The 21,154-nt window shown below is 64.9% G+C and carries 19 protein-coding genes; 8 read left to right on the forward strand and 11 right to left on the reverse strand.

Features of this window, described 5'->3' with window-relative positions:
• Nucleotides 1-782 (reverse strand): heme ABC transporter ATP-binding protein (locus C795_RS15510; RefSeq protein ID WP_017793183.1); only part of this gene is annotated, 782 nt, incomplete at its 3' end.
• A complete protein-coding gene (locus tag C795_RS0107725) occupies nt 779-1,846 on the reverse strand; it encodes a FecCD family ABC transporter permease (RefSeq protein WP_017793184.1) in 1,068 nt (355 codons plus the stop codon). The genes C795_RS15510 and C795_RS0107725, both read right to left, overlap by 4 nt.
• Before the next feature lie 249 nt (nt 1,847-2,095).
• Between C795_RS0107725 and C795_RS0107730 the strand changes: the two genes are divergently transcribed.
• The 3 genes from C795_RS0107730 (at nt 2,096) to groL (ending at nt 5,850) form a co-directional block, all read left to right on the forward strand.
• Nucleotides 2,096-3,235: a heme/hemin ABC transporter substrate-binding protein gene (locus tag C795_RS0107730; RefSeq protein WP_026139529.1), complete on the forward strand. Its 1,140-nt coding sequence runs from the start codon at nt 2,096-2,098 to the stop codon at nt 3,233-3,235.
• A 132-nt stretch (nt 3,236-3,367) separates the two neighbouring features.
• Nucleotides 3,368-4,039 carry a LytR C-terminal domain-containing protein gene (locus C795_RS0107735; RefSeq protein ID WP_017793186.1) on the forward strand — a complete coding sequence of 224 codons (672 nt, stop codon included), beginning with the start codon at nt 3,368-3,370 and terminating at the stop codon, nt 4,037-4,039.
• Between the two features lie 188 nt (nt 4,040-4,227).
• Nucleotides 4,228-5,850, forward strand: a complete 1,623-nt coding sequence (groL, locus tag C795_RS0107740; RefSeq protein ID WP_017793187.1) for a chaperonin GroEL — start codon at nt 4,228-4,230, stop codon at nt 5,848-5,850.
• Nucleotides 5,851-6,007: 157 nt separating this feature from the next.
• Here the strand turns inward: groL and C795_RS17690 are convergent, their stop codons facing one another.
• Nucleotides 6,008-6,133 carry a hypothetical protein gene (locus tag C795_RS17690; RefSeq protein WP_017793188.1) on the reverse strand — a complete coding sequence of 42 codons (126 nt, stop codon included), beginning with the start codon at nt 6,131-6,133 and terminating at the stop codon, nt 6,008-6,010.
• Between the two features lie 167 nt (nt 6,134-6,300).
• On the opposite strand from C795_RS17690, the gene C795_RS16590 reads away from it, so the two are divergent.
• Entirely contained in the window at nt 6,301-6,798 is a 498-nt protein-coding gene (locus tag C795_RS16590; RefSeq protein WP_083879174.1) for an FHA domain-containing protein, read from the forward strand.
• On the forward strand, nt 6,795-8,981 hold the full coding sequence (locus C795_RS15520) for an ATP-binding cassette domain-containing protein (RefSeq protein WP_017793190.1): 2,187 nt from the start codon (nt 6,795-6,797) through the stop codon (nt 8,979-8,981). Before C795_RS16590 ends, C795_RS15520 begins: the two co-directional genes overlap by 4 nt.
• A gap of 63 nt (nt 8,982-9,044) precedes the next feature.
• Here C795_RS15520 and C795_RS0107760 read toward each other — a convergent pair whose 3' ends face one another.
• The 5 genes from C795_RS0107760 to C795_RS0107780 form a co-directional block, all read right to left on the reverse strand.
• The gene (locus C795_RS0107760; RefSeq protein WP_017793191.1) at nt 9,045-10,529 is read right to left on the reverse strand and encodes a sensor histidine kinase; all 1,485 of its coding nucleotides are present in this window, start codon (nt 10,527-10,529) and stop codon (nt 9,045-9,047) included.
• Nucleotides 10,530-10,532: 3 nt separating this feature from the next.
• Complete coding sequence (locus C795_RS0107765; protein ID WP_017793192.1) at nt 10,533-11,234, reverse strand: response regulator transcription factor; 702 nt, start codon at nt 11,232-11,234, stop codon at nt 10,533-10,535.
• Between the two features lie 97 nt (nt 11,235-11,331).
• Nucleotides 11,332-12,441: an ABC transporter substrate-binding protein gene (locus C795_RS0107770; protein ID WP_017793193.1), complete on the reverse strand. Its 1,110-nt coding sequence runs from the start codon at nt 12,439-12,441 to the stop codon at nt 11,332-11,334.
• Nucleotides 12,442-12,521: 80 nt separating this feature from the next.
• Complete coding sequence (gene speB, locus C795_RS0107775) at nt 12,522-13,499, reverse strand: agmatinase (protein ID WP_017793194.1); 978 nt, start codon at nt 13,497-13,499, stop codon at nt 12,522-12,524.
• Nucleotides 13,496-15,181 (reverse strand): thiamine pyrophosphate-binding protein, encoded by a 1,686-nt coding sequence (locus tag C795_RS0107780; protein WP_017793195.1) that lies wholly within the window; start codon nt 15,179-15,181, stop codon nt 13,496-13,498. The genes speB and C795_RS0107780 overlap by 4 nt, the downstream gene beginning before the upstream one ends.
• A 168-nt stretch (nt 15,182-15,349) precedes the next feature.
• Here C795_RS0107780 and C795_RS0107785 point away from each other — a divergent pair, with 168 nt between their 5' ends.
• Nucleotides 15,350-15,940 carry a helix-turn-helix domain-containing protein gene (locus tag C795_RS0107785; protein WP_017793196.1) on the forward strand — a complete coding sequence of 197 codons (591 nt, stop codon included), beginning with the start codon at nt 15,350-15,352 and terminating at the stop codon, nt 15,938-15,940.
• 9 nt (nt 15,941-15,949) lie between these two features.
• Here C795_RS0107785 and C795_RS0107790 read toward each other — a convergent pair whose 3' ends face one another.
• Genes C795_RS0107790 through C795_RS15525 form a run of 3 tightly spaced genes read right to left on the reverse strand, consistent with a single transcriptional unit; the run spans nt 15,950 to nt 19,871 of the window.
• Nucleotides 15,950-17,644 carry a DNA repair helicase XPB gene (locus C795_RS0107790; protein WP_017793197.1) on the reverse strand — a complete coding sequence of 565 codons (1,695 nt, stop codon included), beginning with the start codon at nt 17,642-17,644 and terminating at the stop codon, nt 15,950-15,952.
• An 11-nt stretch (nt 17,645-17,655) separates the two neighbouring features.
• Nucleotides 17,656-19,542 (reverse strand): helicase-associated domain-containing protein, encoded by a 1,887-nt coding sequence (locus tag C795_RS0107795; protein ID WP_017793198.1) that lies wholly within the window; start codon nt 19,540-19,542, stop codon nt 17,656-17,658.
• A 5-nt stretch (nt 19,543-19,547) separates the two neighbouring features.
• On the reverse strand, nt 19,548-19,871 hold the full coding sequence (locus C795_RS15525) for a hypothetical protein (protein WP_198008445.1): 324 nt from the start codon (nt 19,869-19,871) through the stop codon (nt 19,548-19,550).
• Between the two features lie 132 nt (nt 19,872-20,003).
• Between C795_RS15525 and C795_RS0107805 the strand changes: the two genes are divergently transcribed.
• Nucleotides 20,004-20,393: a cold-shock protein gene (locus tag C795_RS0107805; protein WP_026139531.1), complete on the forward strand. Its 390-nt coding sequence runs from the start codon at nt 20,004-20,006 to the stop codon at nt 20,391-20,393.
• Between the two features lie 25 nt (nt 20,394-20,418).
• On the forward strand, nt 20,419-21,006 hold the full coding sequence (locus C795_RS0107810; protein WP_232225456.1) for a DUF3027 domain-containing protein: 588 nt from the start codon (nt 20,419-20,421) through the stop codon (nt 21,004-21,006).
• Nucleotides 21,007-21,154: the final 148 nt, after the last annotated feature.

Consider the following 21,154-nt stretch of genomic DNA (forward strand, 5'->3'; position numbering starts at 1 on the left):
GTCACGGGGTGCCGGATCACCTCAACCGGGGTGCGGTACGCGTGACTGACGATCTCACTGGTGAGCACCCGCTCGGGCGCATCGCAGGCAACGATCTTGCCATCGCGCAGCAGCGCGATGCGGTCCGCGTAGGCGGCGGCAAGGTTGAGATCGTGCAGCACGATCAGTACGGCGTCACCCTGGCGTGCGCGCTCCCGCGCGAGCGTCAGTACAGCCTCCTGATGCCCGATATCGAGTGCCGCGGTCGGCTCGTCCAGCATGAGCACGCCGGTACGGCCCGCCATGACGCGTGCGAAGGCGGCGCGTGCGCGCTCTCCGCCAGAGAGCGACGGAACTCGACGGTTGCCCAGATGCGCGATGTCGGCCGAAGCAATGGCCTCGGAGATTGCCTCGTTGTCCTCTTCCTCGCGCTCGGTGCGACGCCAGGGCGCGCGACCCATCTCTACGACCTGGTGCACGGTGAAGGGGAACAACAGCTGGTTGTCCTGCAGTAGTACGCTGCGACGACGCGACAGGTCGACGAGCGACCAGTCGCGGAGGCCGCGATCGCCGAACTGCACGGCACCCTGGTCCGGCGAAACATCCCCGGCCAGCACGCTCATGAGCGTCGATTTGCCAGCACCATTGGGGCCGAGGAGCGCGAGCACCTCGCCGGCGCGGAGATCGAGCGAGACGTCGTCGAGCAGTGCGCGGCCGCCGCGCGACAGCGTGACGGTCTCTGCGGCGCAGACGACCGATCCTGTGCTTGCGCGCTCGGGAAGCGCGATGTGGCGGGCGTTCATCCCCAGCCTCCACTCCGTTTGCGAGTTCTGCGTAGCAGCCAGAAGAAGAACGGGCCGCCCACGAGGGCGGTAAGCATGCCGATCGGCATCTCGGCCATGGGCACGATCGTGCGTGCGCCGAGATCAGCCAACGTGAGTAGCAGCGCTCCACCGAGGGCTGAGCCGGTGACGAGCGGCAGATGTGCGGGCCCCAACACCATGCGCATGAGGTGCGGAATCACGAGACCGACGAAGGAAATGATGCCGGCGAAGGCGACAGAGGCGCCGACGAGCAGTGCGACGACCACGATCATGACGATGCGTAGCGCTTCAACATTCACGCCGAGGTGGCGCGCATTACGTTCACCGAGGGCGAGTAGATCAAGCTTGTGTGCAGCGGCGTAGGCCGAGACGAGGCCGACCACGATGATGGGGGCAGTGACGAGCACCTGCGACCAGCTTGAGCCCTGCAGGCTGCCGAGCTGCCAGAACACGATCTGTTCGCGCGACTGGGTATCCCCGAGGAACGTGAGGAGGGCGATCGCTGCGCCGCCGATCGCGTTTACCGCGATGCCGGTGAGCACGAGCGTGACGACTTCTGTCTTGCCATCGGCGCGACTCATCGCGTACACAATGAATGTGGCGATCAGCCCCGAAACAAAGGCGAGCACGGCCGTGGTCCACGGGCCGAATAGGGTGAGCCCAAACACGATGGACAAACCAGCGCCGACGGCGGCGCCCGAGGAAATGCCGATCACACCGGGCTCAGCGAGGGGGTTGCCAAAAATGGCCTGCATGATGAGACCAGAGACCGCGAGACCCGCGCCTACGAGCACCGCCATAGCAATACGGGGGAAGCGGATGGTCCAGAGCGTCGCGTCACCGGCGGGGTGAGATGGCAGCGGGAGCCAGTCGATGCCGATGCGGTGCAGCAGCGAACCGAGCACCTCTTGCGGCGGTATTTCGAGTTGCCCGGTGCCTGCCGACACCAGCACTGAGGCGGCAACCGCAACCGTCAGTACCGTGAACAGGATCGTGGTTCTGACCGTATGCCGTCTGGCGGTCGCCCTGTCGAGTGGATTCATGCGTCCGTGGGGAGCTTTCTTCGTGTGTGCAAGGCACGTTTGGGCGCACACTCGTTTGCACGAGTATTAAGCGCATTCACACTTCATCATATCTTGACTAGGTTAGGCTAATCTGCGCGCGGCATCGGTGCTTTGGCGTCGCGAATGCGGCGCCCCACTGTCGGTCACAGACAGGAGTAAGCCCGCCGCGGGGATTTCCTGTAGGGCCGCTGCGACGATGAGATCGTCGAGCTAATTAGAGGGGTACACATGCTCAAGCACCGCACATCTCGCGTTCACAGAGCGCTCGCGCTCACCCTGCTGTGTGGGATTGCGTTGACCGGCTGTCAATCGAGCGGAGCCGCTGGTTCTGGAGTGGTTGCGGGCACCGAAGTTGAGTTGCCTCCCCTGGACAAGGTCACCCCGCTGGAGAATCCCCGTACATACGAGGGCCCCACGACCGCCATTATCGGCGGCCCGAGCATCGAGCCACTTGAATCGACCCCTACTCCTCAGCTGCCGGTGACGGTGCAGTCTCACGACCGCGGCGGCGACGTAGATGTCGAGGTCACCGACGTTTCACGCGTGCTTGCGCTGTCGCTCAGTGGATCGCTGGCGGAGACCGTTCACTCGCTCGGCATGTCCGACAGCCTCGTCGGCCGCGACGTCTCCACCAATTTTTCTGGGGCTGAGGACCTCCCCGTCGTGACCCGCGAGGGTCACTCGATCGACGCAGAGGGTGTCTTGTCACTCAGCCCCTCGCTCATCATCACCGACGGCTCAATCGGGCCCACCGACGTGGTACTGCAGCTGCGCGACGCCGGGATCCCGGTGGTGACAGTTGATCGAGCGATCGATGAACACACCACCTACGAAACCACTCAGCAAGTGGCCGACGCCCTCGGCATCGGTGAGGTTGCGGGTGACCGCAACGCGCAGCTCAAGACCGCGATCGAGGCCAAGGAAGCCGAAGTAGCAAAATTGCTGCCCGCAGATAAAGCGAATCTGCCGCGCGTTGCATTTTTGTACATCCGAGGCAGCTCGGGGATCTATTACCTCTTCGGTGAGGGGAGCGGCATCGACAGCATGATCCAGTCGATCGGCGCGGTCGACGTTGCAGCTGAGAGTGGTTGGAAGGGCGAGCGGCCCATGACCGATGAAGCGCTTGTGGCTATCGACCCCGACATTCTGCTGGTGATGAGTCAGGGACTCGAGAGTGCCGGCGGTGTTGACGGTCTGATCGCCGCACAGCCCAGCATTGCCCTCACCACCGCGGGCAAGAATCGGCGCATCATTGACGTGGACGAGAAGTTGCTGTTTGCGGGGGGCTCACGCCTCCCCGACGTGATTGACGGTCTCGCACGCGCAATTTACGCGCCCGATTCGCTCCCGGCTGTGGCTCAGCAGTAGCCCACAATGCCGGATCGGAGCCACGCAAACAGGGTGGTCTTCACCGCGTTTGCAGTTGTCGCACTGTAATGTAGGTGCGATCACCGGGTGCACGATGCCGGCGTGAAACCGGTCAGTTACTTGAGGAGCAGTGTGGGGCAGAATTCCGCAGGGTCAGGGGAGCGTCAGCGCTACCCCGAAGACCGCTTCGACCGTGTTGCGCGCACAGGACGCGTTGGCGCCCACCGGGTGACCGCTCGTCCACGCTACGTGTGGCAGTTTCTCATTGCGGGCCTGCTGGGCTTCGCGCTGCTCACCACAGTGGGAGTGCTTGTGGTGCACAACATTGGCGCGGCCGGCAAGCTCCCTTCGCTGGACCGGACGCCCGCGACCACGGCACCCGCGAAGCCCGAAGCGAAGCTTGACCCGACCGCCACCGTGGCCGTGTTGAACGGCAGCGAAACACCCAACCTGGCGGCTTCGCTCGACAAACTCATCACTGACGAGCAGTGGGGCCAGATTCTCTTCTCGGGCAGCGCAGCGTCGCAGGATGTGAAAATCTCTGCGGTGTTCTATTCAGACCCCGCCGATGCAGATGCCGCCGCGGGACTAGCCGCCAAGTTGGGCGGTCTCTCGACCTACACGACGCAGGACTACGTCGAGTACGGGGCGAAGCTTGTTGTGCTGCTCGGCTCGGACTACGCCGGCCCGGGGCTCGAGGAAGCCGCCTCGCTGACCGCGGAACGTGGCGCTGAAGGCACGATCGCGCCCGAGGGCGCGGCTGACGCTGGCGGGGCAGTGCCAGAGACGCCCGAGGGGCAGTAAGCCTTCTTTCTGCCCCTCGCTCGCGCCGCGTTGTTGCAGTCGCGGTCGTGTTCGCTGTGCGCGAGCTGCTTGCACTCACACAGCACGAGTGCCAGTATTGTTGTTAGCAGTCGGATCGACTGAGTGCTAACGGTGACGACCTACGTCGGCGCTCACCATTTCGAGACCGTCCGAAAGGGGCGAATTACATGGCAAAGATGATTGCGTTTGACGAGGAAGCACGTCGCGGCCTGGAGCGTGGACTGAACATCCTCGCTGATGCCGTAAAGGTAACGCTCGGCCCGCGTGGCCGCAACGTTGTGCTCGAGAAGAAGTGGGGCGCACCCACCATCACGAACGACGGCGTTTCGATCGCCAAGGAGATCGAGCTCGACGATCCCTTCGAGAAGATCGGCGCTGAGCTCGTCAAGGAGGTCGCGAAGAAGACCGACGATGTCGCAGGCGACGGCACCACCACCGCCACTGTGCTCGCACAGGCAATCGTGCGCGAGGGCCTGCGCAACGTTGCCGCTGGCAGCGATCCCATCGCGATCAAGAAGGGCATCGAGAAGGCAGTAGCTGCCGTCTCGGCACAGCTCCTTGAGAACGCTCAGGAGATCGAGACCACCGACCAGATCGCCGCTACCGCGTCGATCTCGGCCGCTGACGAGCAGATCGGCCAGCTCATCGCTGAGGCGATCGACAAGGTCGGCAAGGAAGGCGTCGTCACCGTCGAGGAGTCGAACACGTTCGGCACCGAGCTCGAGCTGACCGAGGGCATGCGCTTCGACAAGGGCTACCTGTCGGCATACTTCGTGACCGACGCTGACCGCCAGGAGGCAGTCTTCGAGGATCCCTACATCCTCATCGTCAACAGCAAGGTCTCGAACATCAAGGACCTGCTCCCCGTTGTCGATCCCGTCATCCAGTCGGGCAAGCAGCTCCTCATCATTGCTGAGGACATCGAGGGCGAAGCACTTGCGACCCTCGTGCTCAACAAGATCCGTGGCATCTTCAAGTCGGCTGCTGTGAAGGCTCCCGGCTTCGGCGACCGCCGCAAGGCAATGCTGCAGGACATCGCGATCCTCACCGGCGGCCAGGTCATCTCGGAAGAGGTTGGCCTCAAGCTCGAGAACGCGACGCTCGACATGCTCGGCACCGCACGCAAGGTCATCATCACCAAGGACGAGACCACCATCGTTCAGGGTGGCGGCGAGGAAGACGCGATCCAGGGTCGCGTTGCCCAGATCCGTCGCGAGATCGAGAACACCGACAGCGATTACGATCGCGAGAAGCTCCAGGAGCGCCTCGCGAAGCTCGCCGGCGGCGTGGCAGTCATCAAGGCTGGCGCTGCAACCGAGGTTGAGCTCAAGGAGCGCAAGCACCGCATCGAGGATGCCGTTCGCAACGCGAAGGCAGCCGTCGAAGAGGGCGTTCTGCCCGGCGGTGGCGTGGCACTGATCCAGGCTGGCAAGACGGTCTTCGCCGATCTCGACCTGAAGGGTGACGAGGCAGTTGGCGCTCGCATCGTTCGCGTTGCAATCGAGGCACCGCTGCGCCAGATCGCCCAGAACGCAGGCCTCGAGCCCGGCGTTGTGGCGAACAAGGTGAGCGAAATGCCCAACGGCCACGGCCTGAACGCCGCAACCGGCGAGTACGGTGACCTGATCGCTCAGGGTATCCTCGACCCGGCCAAGGTAACCCGTTCGGCGCTGCAGAACGCGGCTTCGATCGCAGGTCTGTTCCTCACCACCGAGGCAGTTGTGGCTGAGAAGCCCCTCCCCGCATCGGCAGCTCCGGCTGGCGACCCCACGGGTGGTATGGACTTCTAAGTCCTCACAACAGCACTCGCTGACACAGCGGGGCCGCGCCTTCGGGCACGGCCCCGCTTTTGTGTTGTAGCAAAGCTGAGGAGCGTCATGTGTTGGTAGTTCCAATGTTACGATGGGGAGTTGCCCGTCATGTTTCCATGAAAGGTTAAACATCCACTCACCATTCGCCGTCGCTCCGACTGAACGCACCGACGAACTGCACCCCAATCTCACTCCTCAGCAGCTGCGCGAGATACTCGCAGCGCAGCCCGAGCAGGCTCTCGCGGTCGCCGTGCACCGTCACTCAGACGAGCCACTGCGATCCTGGTTGTGGGAAACCGGTGACGGGGAGCTGCGCATGGCGATGTACAAGCACTACCTTGCGCTGCGTGAGCAGATGGCCGCAGTTGGGCAGCCCCTGCCCGAGGCAGCTGCACGCTTCGACGCCGCCGTCGACCGGGCCTACGGTCAGTGGCAGGCGGGGTTTGCGGCCCCTCCCCAGAAGACCTCACCAAGACCTCGACGAGCAATGACCTTGTTGCCAGCCCGCAGGTTTCCCCGTTGCCGCAGGCTGCGGCTCCCGCACACGCTTCAATCACCCCGGGAATCGAAACCCCCGCGGTCCCTAAATCGGCACAGCTCGCCGAATTGCGGCTCCCTGACGGGGCGCTCGTGTCCCTGACCGAGGCGACCGTGTTGATTGGGCGAAATCCTTCGCATGAATATGGAGAAGCCCAACTCGTGGTGTTTGGAGACGATCACCGGCTGATTTCGGCGACCCACGCAATGCTGCGGCTCCACGACGGATTCTGGTTCATCGATGATCTGGGCTCTACGAACGGCACCACTTTGGGGCCGGGCAGTGACGTGCCCAAGCTCCCGCCGCGCGAGACCCATCACCTCGACGGTGAGTTCTTGCTGGGTGGTCTGCCATTCATGTTGACGTCGACGACAGGTGTTTCCCAGTGACCGTTTCGGCGCCCGCCCTCGAGCTTGCCTATGCCGGAGAAGTGCACTCGCTCTCGCCCGCGCAGTTCTTTATCGTCGGTCGCACGAGCGTCGCCGACCTGCGGATCGATCTGCCAATCGTGTCACGTCGGCACCTGGTGATCGGCTACAAGAACGGCTGGTTTATCGAGGATCTTGGCTCGCACAACGGCGTCTTCGTCGACGGGCACCGGATCGAGCGCATTGCGCTCACCGGCGCCACCTCTGTGCGTCTCGGCAATGCCCGCACGGGGCCACTGCTCGAGCTTGTGCCCGATGCCGCGTCGGTCTCCGTTGCAACCACGCGTCAACTCACTCCGCAGGAGTTTGGCGAGATGCTGCGCACGGTGGAGGCGCCCCCGCAACTCGCTGAGATCCTCTCCTACGCGGGAGCGGCTATGACTTTTGCCTCAGATGTGCCGGGCGTTCCCGCTGTCGCGACCGCGGGGCACGGTGGCGGGCCTGGCTCGTATGCCGGTGGACTTGAGGTGCGCAGGCTCGGGTTTACCGTCGAGGGTGGCAAGCAACTGCTGCGCGACGTCACCTTTGATGCCGGGAGGGGCACGCTGACGGCGATCGTCGGGCCCTCGGGCGCGGGTAAATCAACCTTTGCACGTGCGGTCTCTGGCCTTACTCGGCCCAGTGGTGGGCAGGTCATGTTTGACGGCGTTGACGTGCATGCTGAGTACGACCGAGCGAAGTCCATGATTGGCATGGTGCCGCAGGAAGACGTGATCCACGGGCAGCTGACGCTGCTGCGGGCCCTGCGCTATGCCGCGAGGCTTCGACTGGGATCCGGCATGAGCGCGGCCGAGCGTGAGGGGCATGTGCAGCGGGCCCTTGCCCAGCTGGATCTCGAAGCGCATGTGAACACCCGCATTTCGAAGCTGTCGGGAGGCCAGCGTAAGCGCGCCTCGGTGGCGCTTGAACTGCTCACTGAACCCGCGTTTCTGATTCTTGATGAGCCAACCTCGGGGCTTGACCCGGCACTTGATCGCCAGCTCATGGCGGAATTTCGGGCGCTCGCCGATGGCGGTCGAACCGTGCTGACGATCACGCATTCCGTTGCCTGTCTCGACGTGTGCGACCAGGTGCTCGTACTCGTGCCGGGAGGGGCGCCAGCGTTCATTGGCAGCGAGGCTGGCGCTTTCGCCTACTTCGGGACGACGGACTGGTCGAATATTTTTGACCTGCTGAAGAACGACCCGCAGGGCTGCGCAGACCGGTGGCTGGCTTCGGTCGAGGCCAGGGCACTCGCGGTTGAGCACGCCCTCAAACCCGCGCAGGCGGTGGCGGCGCCGGCTCCGGTTCCCACCACGAACCGCTTCGTGCAGTTCATGACCCTGATGCAGCGACAGCTATCGCTGATGGTCGCAGACCGCGGTTATACGGCCTTCTTGATTGCGCTTCCGTTCGTGATCGGATTGCTCCCATTGGTGGTACCGGGCGAGACCGGACTCACTCGGGTGCAGCAGGCGAAGGACGCACAGGAGCCGCAGATGATCCTCACGCTGCTCACGATCGGCGCCATCTTCATGGGCATCTCGATGAGTATTCGAGACCTGGTCGGCGAACGCAGTATCTACGCGCGCGAGCGGGCTGTGGGCCTCAGCACCTCGGCCTACCTCGCGGCGAAGATCGTGGTGTACAACCTACTGGGCCTATTTGGCGCAATCGTCATCGTGACGGTGTCAGGGCTCTTGAAGGATGCGCCCACCGGCGAAGGGGTGCTGGGGCTGGGTGCGCGCGTGGAACTCACCATAGGTATCGCGGTGACGATCTCCATCGGCGTGCTGATTGGGCTGTTGCTCTCTGCGCTGGTGAGCTCCCAGAACCAGGTGATGCCCGTGCTCATCGTGGTGCTCATGGTGCAGATGGTGCTCAACGGCGGGCTCATTCCGCTCGTGGACAGCGGCTTCCTGAACTGGGTGTCGATGACGGTGCCGGCGCGCTGGTCGATGGCGATGGGCGCGGTGAGTGTCGACATGCATCACTTGCTCTCCATCGCGAATGACCTTGAGCGAGCTGGCGCAGCGAACTCGATGCCCGACCTCGACCCGATGTGGAACCCGAGCGCGCTGCGCTGGTGGCTTGCCGCCTGCGTCTTGAGCGTAATGGCCGCGCTGATGGTCGTCGCAACTTGGTGGCGCACCCGCACGAGATGACCCCGTGGGGGCTAGCGAGTTACAGAGAACTGCCGCTAGCCCACACGGTCTACCGAGAAATGGTCACCGCGCGGTGGACACCGGGACGGTGTCGTCACCCGGGGCGCCGGGAAGATCGACCCTAAAGGTCGCGCCGCCGCCCGGGGTCTCGTGAATGCTGACGCGGCCCTTGTGGGCGTCGACGATGGACTTCACGATGGCAAGGCCCAGGCCGGATCCACCGGTCTCGCGGTTGCGCGAGGTGTCGGCACGCCAAAACCGCCCAAAGATCTTCTCTCTGATTTGCACGGGTACGCCCTCACCGTGGTCGACGATCTCAAACCGGGCGTACTGCGGGCCGTCAGGGTTCGGCGGCAACGTCGACACGACGACCTCGATAGGGCTGCCCTCGGGGGTGTGACGCATCGCATTGCCGATAAGGTTCGTCATGAGCTGACGCACCTTATGTTCATCTCCGACCACTGAGGGGGCCAACGGGTCTTCGATGACGGAGACGACGCGATCCGGAGCTTGGGCGCGCGCATCGAGCGCCGCATCGCTCGCGAGCTTATTGAGTGGCAGCGCCGTGAGTTCGAGCGGGCGACGCTCGTCGAGGCGCGCGAGGGCAAGCAGATCCTCGACCAGCGAGGTCATGCGAATCGCTTCCTTCTCGATGCGCTCCATGGCCTGGCCGACCTGCTCCTTGTCTTGCAGCGCACCCATGCGGTACAGCTCGGCGTAGCCGCGCACTGACACGAGAGGGGTGCGCAGCTCGTGACTCGCGTCGCCGATGAAGCGTCGCATCTGATCGATCGTCTGTGCGCGATCCTCGAGGGATCCGTCGAGCCGGTCGAGCATGGCATTGAGGGATTCGCCCAGGTGACCCACTTCGGTGTGCGGGCTCGAGACCATAATGCGTTTGGAATAATCGCCGCGCGAGATCTCGAGCGCCGTTTTCTCGACTTCTGCGAGCGGGAGAAACGTGGTCGTGACGAGCAGTCGCGTGAGTGCCGCCCCCAATAGGATCACCGCGATGCCGAAGCACGTGAAGATGATCACGTACTGCGCGACGATCTGATTGATCGGGGCCGCCGACATCGCAATGAGTAGGGTGCCGCTTGGGCGGCCCCCCACTTCGACGGGCGAGACGACGGCGCGCCACTCGGTACCGTCGCGTGCCTCCATGCCGATCAGCACGTCGGGGTGTTTGAGCACCGCATCGAGACGTACCTGTGGAACCACCGGGGTGCTCGGCTCGTTGGAGCTGTGCGTGTTGTCGTACTGCAGCGTGCCGTCGGCGTCGAGCATGGCCACGTAGTAGGCCTGGTTCGCGTACAGCACGTCGTTGCGCGACAGATCGTTGGGGTTCGCCCCCGTGGCGAGCGCGAGCGACGGGTCGCTGCGCAGCTTCGACAGCGTGCTCTCCTGGTTGGAGATCAGCATGGGCCGCAGCACCGATAGTGTGCCGACGCCCGCCACGATCAGCCCCAGAAACAGGATGAAGACCGTGACGCCCGTGATCTTCGCGCGGAGCGAGACGTCGGCAAATCGGTCGCCGAAGCGCGACATGAATTACTTCGCTTCGGTTTTGAGCATGTAGCCGAAGCCGCGCTTCGTCTGAATCAGCGATTCTTCGGTGAGCGGGTCGAGCTTGCGTCGCAGGTACGAGATGTACGACTCGACAATGCCGGCGTCGCCGTTAAAGTCGTACTCCCACACGTGGTCAAGAATCTGCGCCTTCGACAGCACACGGTTCGCGTTCTGCATCAGGTAGCGCAGCAGCTTGAACTCGGTGGGGGAGAGTTCAACCGAGGTGCCCTCGACGTTGACCTCGTGGGTGTCCTGATCCATGGTGATCGGGCCGATCGACAGCACCGAATCCTCGTCCTCCTGGATTGTGCGGCGCAGCACGGCCTTGATGCGCGCGATGATCTCGTCGAGGCTGAACGGCTTGGTGACGTAGTCGTCGCCGCCCACGGTGAGGCCCTCGATCTTGTCCTCCGTGTCATCCTTCGCGGTGAGGAAGATGATGGGGGCGGTGTAGCCAGCCGAGCGCAGACGCTTGGTCACGCTGAAGCCGTTCATGTCGGGCAGCATGACGTCGAGCACGATGAGATCGGGCTCTTCCTCGAGCACTGCCGAGATGGTTTGCGCGCCGTTTGCAACGGAGCGCACGCCGAAACCAGCGAAGCGGAGGCTCGTTGAGAGCAGCTCGCGGATGCTGGGCTCGTCGTCGACGATAAGAATCCGGGGTCCCTTTGGCTGTGTGTTCATGCTTCCAGTCTCTGATCGTTTGCTATGAACCGGCTGGGAGTGTGAGGAAAACACCTCGCACCCCCAGCCGACAGGTCCAGAGTGGGTCAGCCTTCCCTTAGCCGCCGGTGACCCAGGTGGCCCACTCGGAGGCCATCGCATCGTAGTTGTCGACCCAAAAGTCGATGTGGGGGACGATGCCCGTGTCGAAGCGCGTGCTTGCGAGCCAATCGGCGAGGACAGGGTCTACCTCGGGCACCGCGTTCACGTTCACGGGTGACATCGAGTTCAGCTCGGTCATGCGCGCTTGCTGATCCGCGCCCAGGAAGTAGTTGATCGCGGCGAGTGAGGCATCGACATCCTTCGCGCCCTTGGGAATGGCGGTCGAATCGATCGCGACGAGCCACTCGTCCCATACCGGGGCGATGGGGGCGCCGGACTCGGCGGCACCGTAGCCGCGACCCGACCAGACGTAGCCCATCACGGCCTCGCCCGACTCCAGCTGCTGCTGTGCCTGGGCGCCCGTGGTCCAGCCGATCATGTCGTCGCCCAGGCTCTTGTACTTATCGATCGCCTGCGCAATGTGCTCGGGCTTCAAATTGTCGAGGTCTACCCCGTCGGCCAGCAGCGGAAATTCCATGTTCTGCGGGTCGACGTAGGTTGTCTGCGGCACCGTGCGCTTGCCCGGGAACTTCTTCGTATCGAAAAAGTCGGCGGCGCTCTTCGGCGGGTTGTCGCCAAATACCTCGGTGTTGTACGCAATCACGAAGCCGTACATCACGTTGGGGATCATGCACTCATCAGTGAGCGTGCCCTCGGGGAGCTCCGAGGTGTCGACCTTTGAGCGGTCGATCTTCTCATAGAGCGTGCCGCATCCGCGCGCGGTATCGACCTGTGAGGTGTCGACGATGTCCCAAGACACATTGCCGCTGTCGACCATTGCCTTCAGTTTGCCCGCGTCAAAGGCGTCCATGAGCATCGTGGCACCAGAGGCCTTCGCGAACGGCTGCCAGATCGCCTCGTCCTGCCCCTCCTGGAAGATGCCGCCGGGCCCCGCGTAGGTGAGCGTTGTGCCCTCGAGGACGCCCGGCGTGACCTCGCCCGCGACGGGGGTGCCGAAGTCGCGGTCAGTGGGCGGTGCGGTCGATCCGCTCGAACAGCCAGCCAGCAGCACGGCCGAGGCCGCTGCGAGTGCGAGTGCTGGGGCGATACGGGTGAGTTTCGTCATTGATACATCCGTTTCTAGGGTGCGGGAAAGCCCGCGAGGACTACAGCAGGTACAGAAAAGAGGAGGAAGTGTCGAGGTCCTTAGCGCGCCCAGAGTGACAGGAACTCGTAGGCCACGTGCGCCGCGGCCAGGGAGGTCACGTTCGCGTGATCGTAGGCCGGTGCGACCTCGACGATGTCGGCGCCCACGATGTTGAGTGGTGCCAGCCCGCGAATCAGGTACAGCAGTTCGCGGCTCGTGAGGCCCCCGGGCTCGGGCGTGCCCGTACCCGGGGCGAACGCCGGATCAAGCACGTCGATGTCAACGGAGACGTAGACGGGCCGGTCTCCCATACGGTGCCGCATCTGTTCGAGGATGCCCTCGAGCCCCGTGGTGGAGAATTCGCTCGCGTGCACGGTCTGGAATCCGAGCGCGCGATCCTCTGACAGGTCGCTCGGCCCGTAGAGCGGGCCGCGAATTCCCACGTGCATGCAGCCCTCGGGATCTAGCAGCCCATCTTCTGCCGCGCGGCGGAAGGGGGTGCCGTGGTGCATGGACGCACCAAAGTAGGGGCCGAAGGTGTCGATGTGCGCGTCGAAATGCAACACCGAAATGGGGCCGTGCTGCTGCGCGAGCGTCTTAATTGAGGGGTAGGCGATCGTGTGATCGCCGCCCAGAATCACGAGTTTGCCCGCGCGCTCGCGCGCTGCCGAGAGTCCCGTGAGCATGGCCTCGACCGCGCGATCCACCCCAAACGGGGTGACGGCGAGGTTGCCGACGTCGGCGACCTGGTGGGTCGCAAACGGATATGAGTCGAGCTCGACGTTGAAGGGCCGGATCAGGTGGCTCGCGCTGCGAATGCCCTCGGGGCCGAACCGTGCGCCCGGTCGGTAGGTGACGCCCGAGTCGAAGGGGATGCCAATGACGCCAGCGGCCGCCTCGCCTACGTCCTGCAGGCGGGGGAGGCCCGCGAACGTGCCGGGGCCCGCGAACCGGGGCACCTGCGAGAAGTCGACCTGGCCCGTCACAGGCCGCCCGTCTGCGCCGATACCGGTGGTGTAGGGAAGTTCGAGGCTCATGCGGTGGCTCCAGACGTTGCGATGGTGGGTTTCAGTGAGTCGGCTTCGACGCGATGCTCGGTGGGCGCTTGCACTACGACCACCGAGAGTCCCGGCTGGCCGGCCTCGATGCGCAGGGCGGCTTCGAGCTCGTCGGGGGTCGTGGGTCGCACGACGCGGGCCCCAAACCCCTTCGCGATCATGCCAAGGTCTTGGGCGGTGGTGCGCACACCGGCGGGGGCGATGTCGGTGCGCGCGAACGACACCTCGATCTCGCGGTAGCCGCCGTTGTCCCAGATCACGTAGGTGATGTTGGCGTCGTTGTTGGCGCCCAGATCTCGCGCCGTGGCTAGTTCGGGCAGCGTGAACAGTGAGCTGCCGTCGCCCGCGAGCGCAATGATGGGACGGCCGGGAGCTCCGATCGCGGCGCCCACCGCCATGGGGAGCGCGGGCCCGAGCGTGCCATAGCCGTAGGGTGCGAGCCACCGGCCGGGTGTATCAAGCCCCAGATAGTGGTGAGACTGGTAGGCGACCTGTGCCGAATCCGCGGTCAGGATCACATCGGCTGGCAGCGCCCGCTCGATCGCGTCGATCCACGGCGTGTGCGGGTCGGCCGCGCGCGCCTCGGCGAGCCCAGCCTTCGCGACCGTGGCACGAGCCTCACCTGAGCTTCGGGTGGCTTCGTTCGCAAGCTCCGGAGCCGGATCCCGCTGAAGAGCGAGCCGCGCAAACTCCGCCACGCGCATCTGCAGCGCGGGGCGTGTCTGGTCGGGGTGCGTGACGGTTGGATCGATGTCGACGCGCACGATGTCGGCCATGCGGGGCTCGGCGGAGCCTGTGAACAGCACGTCGAAGTCTGATAGTTCGGTGCCGAGCCCGACCACGAGGTCGGCGTCCTCGACGAGCTCCTGGGTGCGCGGGAACGGCAGGCTGATCCCCACGTTGAGGGGGTGAGCTTCGGGTAGCAGCCCCTTCGAGTTGCCGGTCAAGATAACGGGGGCCGAGTATCGCTCAGCGAGCTCGCGCACGGCCTCGCCGTCGTAGCGTGCACCTCCGCCCGCGATAATAACGGGGCGCTTCGCGGCGCTGAGGCGCGACAGTGCATCGGAGATCTGGTCGGCCTGGTTTGGGGCCGTGGCGGCAGGGGGCGCGCTCGCCGCAGCATGGGCCGGGGCGTTCGCACGACGCAGCTCCCCGACCTCCTCCTCGAGCAGGTCGCGGGGAATGCCGATGTAGACGGGGCGAGGGCGTTCGTGCTGCCAGCGGGTGAATGCCTCCTCGATGAGCTCGGGCACACGCTCGACCGTGGTGACGGTCTCGCTGATGAGTGTGAAAGGGCGTAGGACCCCGGCGAGGTCGGGAGTATCGTGCAGGGTGCCACGGTGCGCGCCGAGCTCGGGGCGGGTGACGGTCGAGCCGATGATCAGCATGGGGATCGAGTCGTGCCAGGCCTGAGCGATGGGCGTGAGCGCGTTGAGCACGCCGGGCCCGGTGATGAGGTAACAGACGGCGGGCTTGCCCGAGACTCGCGTGTAGGCGTCGGCCATGAATCCGGCACCCTGCTCGTGGCGGGGAATGGTGACGTTGAGTCCGCTCGCGTCGATATCGCGAAAAAGTTCAAGGGTGTGCACGCCGGGGATCCCGAAGATGTGCTCGACCCCGTACTGGGTGAGCAACGAGCTGATGGCCTGACCGAACCGCATCTGACGACTCCTTCGTGGACTGCATTGTCCACATTGCACGGGTTGCCCCGCAGTGAAAGGTTTAGTTGTGTAATACTCTGTTTGGATACACTAAACACATTGGGGTCCCGAGTCAACACCGCCCCGGGGCAAATGAATTAAGCTTCACGTGTCACGAGAGGAGCCGGCATGTCAGAGGGCACCACCGCGCGTCAGCCGCATGCTGGCGCCACTGCGCAGCTCGCCCAGATCGGGTTTCGGTTGCGCGTGGCACGCGAAGAACGCGGCATGACGATCAGTAGCGTTGCCGAGTTCACGGGCCTCACGAAGGGCTTCATCTCGCAGGTGGAGCGCGGCCTTGCTTCGGCCTCGATCACGTCGCTCGCCGCGATCTGCGACGCCCTGACGATGCCGATGGGGCGGTTGTTCGACCCGCCAAAAGTGTTTGTGAACCGGGCTGCGGATCGCCCCGCGGCCAGGCTCATGGGCGACGGCGTGGCCGACTCGATCCTGTCGCCCCCCGGGCAGAGTGACGTACAGATCATCGAGACCTGGGTCGAACCGGGCGGCGGTTTTGAGCCTGAGCCCTACCGGCTGCCGGTCGACCGCGAATTCGTCGTGGTGCTCAATGGGACACTCGAGATGCGCATCGAGGCTGACGCTTACCTGCTCGAGGAAGGCGATTCCATGAGCTTTGATGCGCGACACGCGCACATCTGGCGCAACCCGTCAGAATCGGAGCGGACGCGCGTGCTGTGGGTGCTCTCGTCGGACCGGTAGTCCAACCCGCTACACCTCGTCGGCATTCAGAATCGTGTAGGCGTACCCCTGCTCTGCCAGAAAACGCTGCCGGTTCTGAGCGAAGTCCTGGTCCACGGTGTCGCGTGCGATCAACGTGTAGAACGAGGCGGTGAGGCCCTTCGCCTTGGGGCGCAGCAGGCGCCCGAGGCGCTGAGCCTCCTCCTGCCGTGACCCGTACGATCCCGAGATCTGAATGGCGACCGAAGCGTCGGGCAGGTCGATGGAGAAATTGGCGACCTTCGACACGACGAGCGTGGTGATGTCACCGGTGCGAAACGCATTGAACAGCCGCTCGCGCTCATCGACGGGGGTCTGGCCCGTGATCAGTTCGGATCCCAGCGCCTCGGCCATCGCCTCGAGCTGGTCGATGTACTGACCGATCACGAGCACGCTTTCACCCGGATGCTTGTCGATGATGCGCTGCGCGAGATCCTGCTTCTCGGGCGTCGAGGACGCGATCCGGTAGCGATCCTGATCTTCGGCGACCGCGTACTGCATGCGCTCGGCCTCGGGCAGATCGACCCGCACCTCGAAGCAGGCCGCGGGCGCGATGAAGCCCTGCGCCTCGATGTCCTTCCACGCCGCGTCGTAGCGCTTGGGCCCGATCAAGCTGAAGACGTCGCCCTCGCGACCGTCCTCGCGCACGAGCGTCGCAGTGAGGCCGAGGCGCCGCCGCGCCTGCAGCTCTGCGGTCAGCTTAAACACGGGGGCGGGCAGCAGATGCACCTCGTCATAGACGATCACACCCCAGTCCTGTGCCGACAGCAGCGACAGGTGCGCGTACTCGCCCTTCCGCTTGCTCGTGAGGATCTGGTAGGTCGCGATCGTGACCGGCTTGACCTCCTTCACCTGCCCCGAGTACTCGCCAATCTCGTCCTCGGTGAGGGTGGTGCGGCGAATCAGCTCATCGCGCCACTGTCTCGCCGATACGGCGTTCGTCACCAGAATGAGCGTCTTCGCGCCGACCGCCGCCATCGATGCTGCGCCGACGATGGTCTTGCCCGCGCCACACGGCAGCACGACTACGCCAGACCCGCCGCGCTGAAACGCCTCGGCGGCCTTCGCCTGGTAGTCGCGCAGCTGCCATCCGTCGGGTCCGGTGCTTTCGACGAGTGCGATTGGGTACGGCTCTCCGGGGGTGTAGCCCGCGAGGTCCTCGGCGGGCCAGCCGCGCGCGACGAGCTGCTGCTTGAGTTCGCCGCGGGCCCACGCCTCGATCGGGTAGGTCTGGTCGTCGAGACGATTGCCGAGCAGCGGCGCGATCTTCTTGGCGCTCGTGACCTCTCGCAGAATCGCCGCGTCGTCGCACCGCAGCACAAGCACGGGCGGCTCGCCTTCGCCCAATAGAGGCTGTGCGTTGGGGTCGTCGGCACCGCCGTCGAGGCGCTCAATCGTGAGCCGCCCGTAGCGGCGCATCGTGTCCTCGATCTCGCTCGCGACCCCACTGGGCACGGGAAACTTCGCGTACTGGTTGAGCGTCGCGAGAATCTCTTCGGCGGTGTGCCCCGCGGCGCGCGCGTTCCACAGCCCCAGCCGGGTGACGCGGTAGGTGTGAATGTGTTCTGGCGCGCGTTCGAGCTCGGCGAAGACGGCCAGCGCATGCCGCGCATCCTCGGCTTCGGGGTGCGCAACCTCTAACAACACGGTGTGGTCGCTTTGCACGATGAGAGGCCCAAGAGTCATAACGACCTAGTTTACGCTGGTTCGACTGCCACAATCATGGACACGGGAAACGTGCGCTCGACACCGGCCCCCACGTCGGTCGCGCGCAGCCTACCGTCGGTGAGTGCGACGGGCGTAAGCGTGAAGGTGCGGCGCTGCCCGCGTGACTCCGCGGTAACGGCGACGGCGGTCTTGTCGCGAATGGCGAGCTCGAGCCGGCGCGTGAACGCGGCGGCCGCGGGCTCGGTGCGCGCGGCAAGATACACTCGCTCGATCATGGCCTCGATGGGATCCGGATCCGGATCCTGCGCGGGCATCGCGGCAGCGCCCGCGATTGTTGCCGGCACCTCGGCCGCGACGGCGTCGGAATCGCGGGCGGCAGAACCTGCGCCGTTAAGTACGGCGGGATCGGCGGGCTCGCCCGCGAGCGACGCGTGGTAGCGCGCCTCGTTGAATGCGCTGACGACGTGGTCGGGGCGCAGCCGGGAAAACAGCACGACGAACTCATCGCCCTGGGCGATGAGGGAGCGAGTGAGCTGAAGGTGTTGCAGCTGGCGATCGACAAGCGCCGTTCCTGCAAGCGCGGGCTGCGCAATGCGAATGCGGCTGCGGCCCTCGAGCCCCTGGTGTTCGTGCACGACGATGCGCCCGATGCGCTCTGCGACGCTCGTGAGGAGGTACTCGAGAGGCTGAGGGACCCCCGTCATTGACAGTCGGGAGAAGGTCTCGTGGGCGCTTTCGCGGGTCACGCCGCGCTCAAACGCTGCTGCGAGCGAGGCTTCGGTGACCCGGCGCATGGACGCCGGACCAATCTGTTCGGGCCGCGTCAGGGCCGCGAGTGATGCCTCCGACTCCGGATCGAGCGGCCCCGGCGCGAGAATCGTGAGGTCTGGCTGCAGATAGACGCCGGTCGCGGCGGGCGGGAGCAGTTCGGCCACCACCGTGACGGGTACGTCGACGCCCGCAAGGATCTGCTGGGCGACCGGGGTTAGGGCCCCGAGGGCAGTGCAGCCGAGGTGCTCGGCATCGAGCACGAACTGCTGTGCCGTGCTGAGGTCGCCCGAGGGCAGCAGCGGAAACCGGCCCGGCAGGTGCGCGTGGGCGCCTCCGAGGTCGGGCGTGATGGTGTTGCCTTCCGTGATGCTCTCGCGAAGCGGGCTGGGGATCGTGGCGAGGAACGCGCGTGCGAGCGCGAGCCAGCGCGCCTGATGCGGCAGTGCCAGCCAGCTGGCCGCGCTGGCAGCAGGGACGAGTCGGTGCTCGACTGCGACGGTGAGCCCAGCCGAGCTGAGCAGACGCAGAGCGTGGGCCACCGCTGTTGGGGTGACGGCGGTGCGCTCTGCGAGTTCGCGTGCCGCCGCGACGCCTACGATACCGCTGCGGTTCAGGCGTAGCCCGCCGCCCTGCAGCGCGCGCAGGCACTCGGCCGCCTCTCCGACAGCGGTGAGTGCCGGTGTGAACCACGCGGCCGCGCTCGCGGGGCCTGTCGTGGCGCTCGAATTGGTAGCAAACTCAGCGCTGACGGAAATGCCCGGCTGCGAGCTCACCTCGGCGACGAATGCATCCCATTCGATACCGGTAGCTTCAAGCGCCGTGCGAAGCAAAGTGTCGACCTCGATCAGCGCGACGGGTTCAGGATCGGTGTGTGAGGAATCCGCACCCACAAGGCCGAGACCGGTAAGTCGCTGGACGATGTCGGGGGAGCACTGCCAATCATGCGACGCGAGGACCCGCAGAGTCTCGCGGTCGAGAGGAGCGAGCACCCGCGTGATGGATTCTGAGCGCAGCAGCTCTGCCGCCAGCCCGATCGGATCGGCGACTCCACCGGCGGCGAGGGGCCTGCGGGCTTGCACGAGGCGTGCAAGAGCCTCGCGATCGAGGGCCGCGATCGCGGAGGCCAGCGCCAGCGTGCCGCTCACAGCAGTTATCCTCGCGTTTTACGCTTGGGGTTGCCGCTGCGCTTGCCGGCGGCAGCGCTGTGTCCCTCTGCTTCGGCCGCCAACTCGCGCTTGCGGCGACGCTGAGTGACGATGAGGAGCGCGATGAGCAGCACGAAGCCGAACGGCAGCGCGTAGATCGAGATGCCATACACAACGGGCAGCCAGCCCTCGGCCATCGCCTGGCGATCGTTGAGCCCAATAATGAGGGTCACGAAAAACGAAAGCAGCGCGGCAGCGATGATGCTGAGCGAAGCAAACGCGAGGATTCGCTCGACGAGCGACGGGGTGCCAGATTCTGAGGTAGACATCTTTCCCATTTTATCCTGCCTGTGCGCCCGGGTGCGCCGCGAGGATGGAGCGACGAGCGGTAGACTTGCCGAGATATGCGGGTATTATCCGCAACTCAGTGTGCGCGGGTGATCCCGCGAGAAGGGGTGGGCATGCCAAACGGCAAGGTCAGGTTCTATGACGAAGAGCGTGGCTTCGGGTTCATTCAGGGCGACGACGGCGAGCAGGTGTATCTGCACGCTTCGGTGATTCCCGACGGCACGGAGGTACAGCAGGGCATGCGCCTCGAGTACAGCGTTGCCGACGGCCGCAAGGGGCCACAGGCGCTGTCCGTGCGGGTGCTCGATACTCCTCGCCTCCCCACGCGCGCTCGCAACCGCAATCGCAAGTCTGCCGACGAGATGGCCGTCATTATTGAGGACCTCGTCAAACTGCTTGACGGACTCGGTGGCCGCCTCAAGAATGGCCAGTACCCCGAACGCGCACAGGGCCGCACCGTCGCCGCTCTGTTGCGCCGCGTGGCAGATGACTTTGATGCTTGATCACCATATGAAAGACGGGCTAGACGTGACTGTTGCTGAAGTAGTGCCGGATCCGGAGCTGCTTGCGGCTCGCGCTCAAGCGCGCCGCGCGCTCGAGGAAATCACTGGTGCGCGCACGATTGGCGCCGAGGCTGGCTACGAGGTGCACGAGGAACGCGTGGTCACGCTGTTCTTTGAGAACCGCATGGAGGGCTACCCCGGCTGGCGCTGGGCGGCGACCCTGGCGCGCGTTGACGCCGAGTCGCCGGTCAACGTGCTTGAAGTGGAGCTCCTGCCCGGTGAGGGAGCCGTTGTGGCGCCCGACTGGGTGCCCTGGTCGGAGCGGCTCGCGCAGTTTCGCGAGACGCAGGCGCAGCAGGCCGCCGACGAAGCGTCAGATGCGCGCGCCGCGGCAGCGGAGCTCAGCGACGAAGACGAGGCAGAGGACGATCTGCTCGATAACGACTACAGCGATTTCGACGACGAAATCGACGGTGTCGACATCGATCCCGAAGACGGCGATGACGATACCGACGATGATGATGACGACGATAGCGAAGATGACGCTGACGACGACTTTGATGACGACGACTCAGACGACTCAGACGATGAGGAATCAGACGAATCTGAGTAGCATTCGCTGATATTTACTTGGAAGGCCCGGGGGTTTACCCCCGGGCCTTTTTGTGCACCCTGGCCACCTTTAGGTATTTTTCCCCGATGCTGCACTACCCCGTTCGTTCATATCTTGATTGATGACGGGGGAGTCTGACGTAGGAGTT

The sequence above is a fragment of the Leucobacter salsicius M1-8 genome (genome assembly GCF_000350525.1).
GTDB lineage: Bacteria > Actinomycetota > Actinomycetes > Actinomycetales > Microbacteriaceae > Leucobacter > Leucobacter salsicius.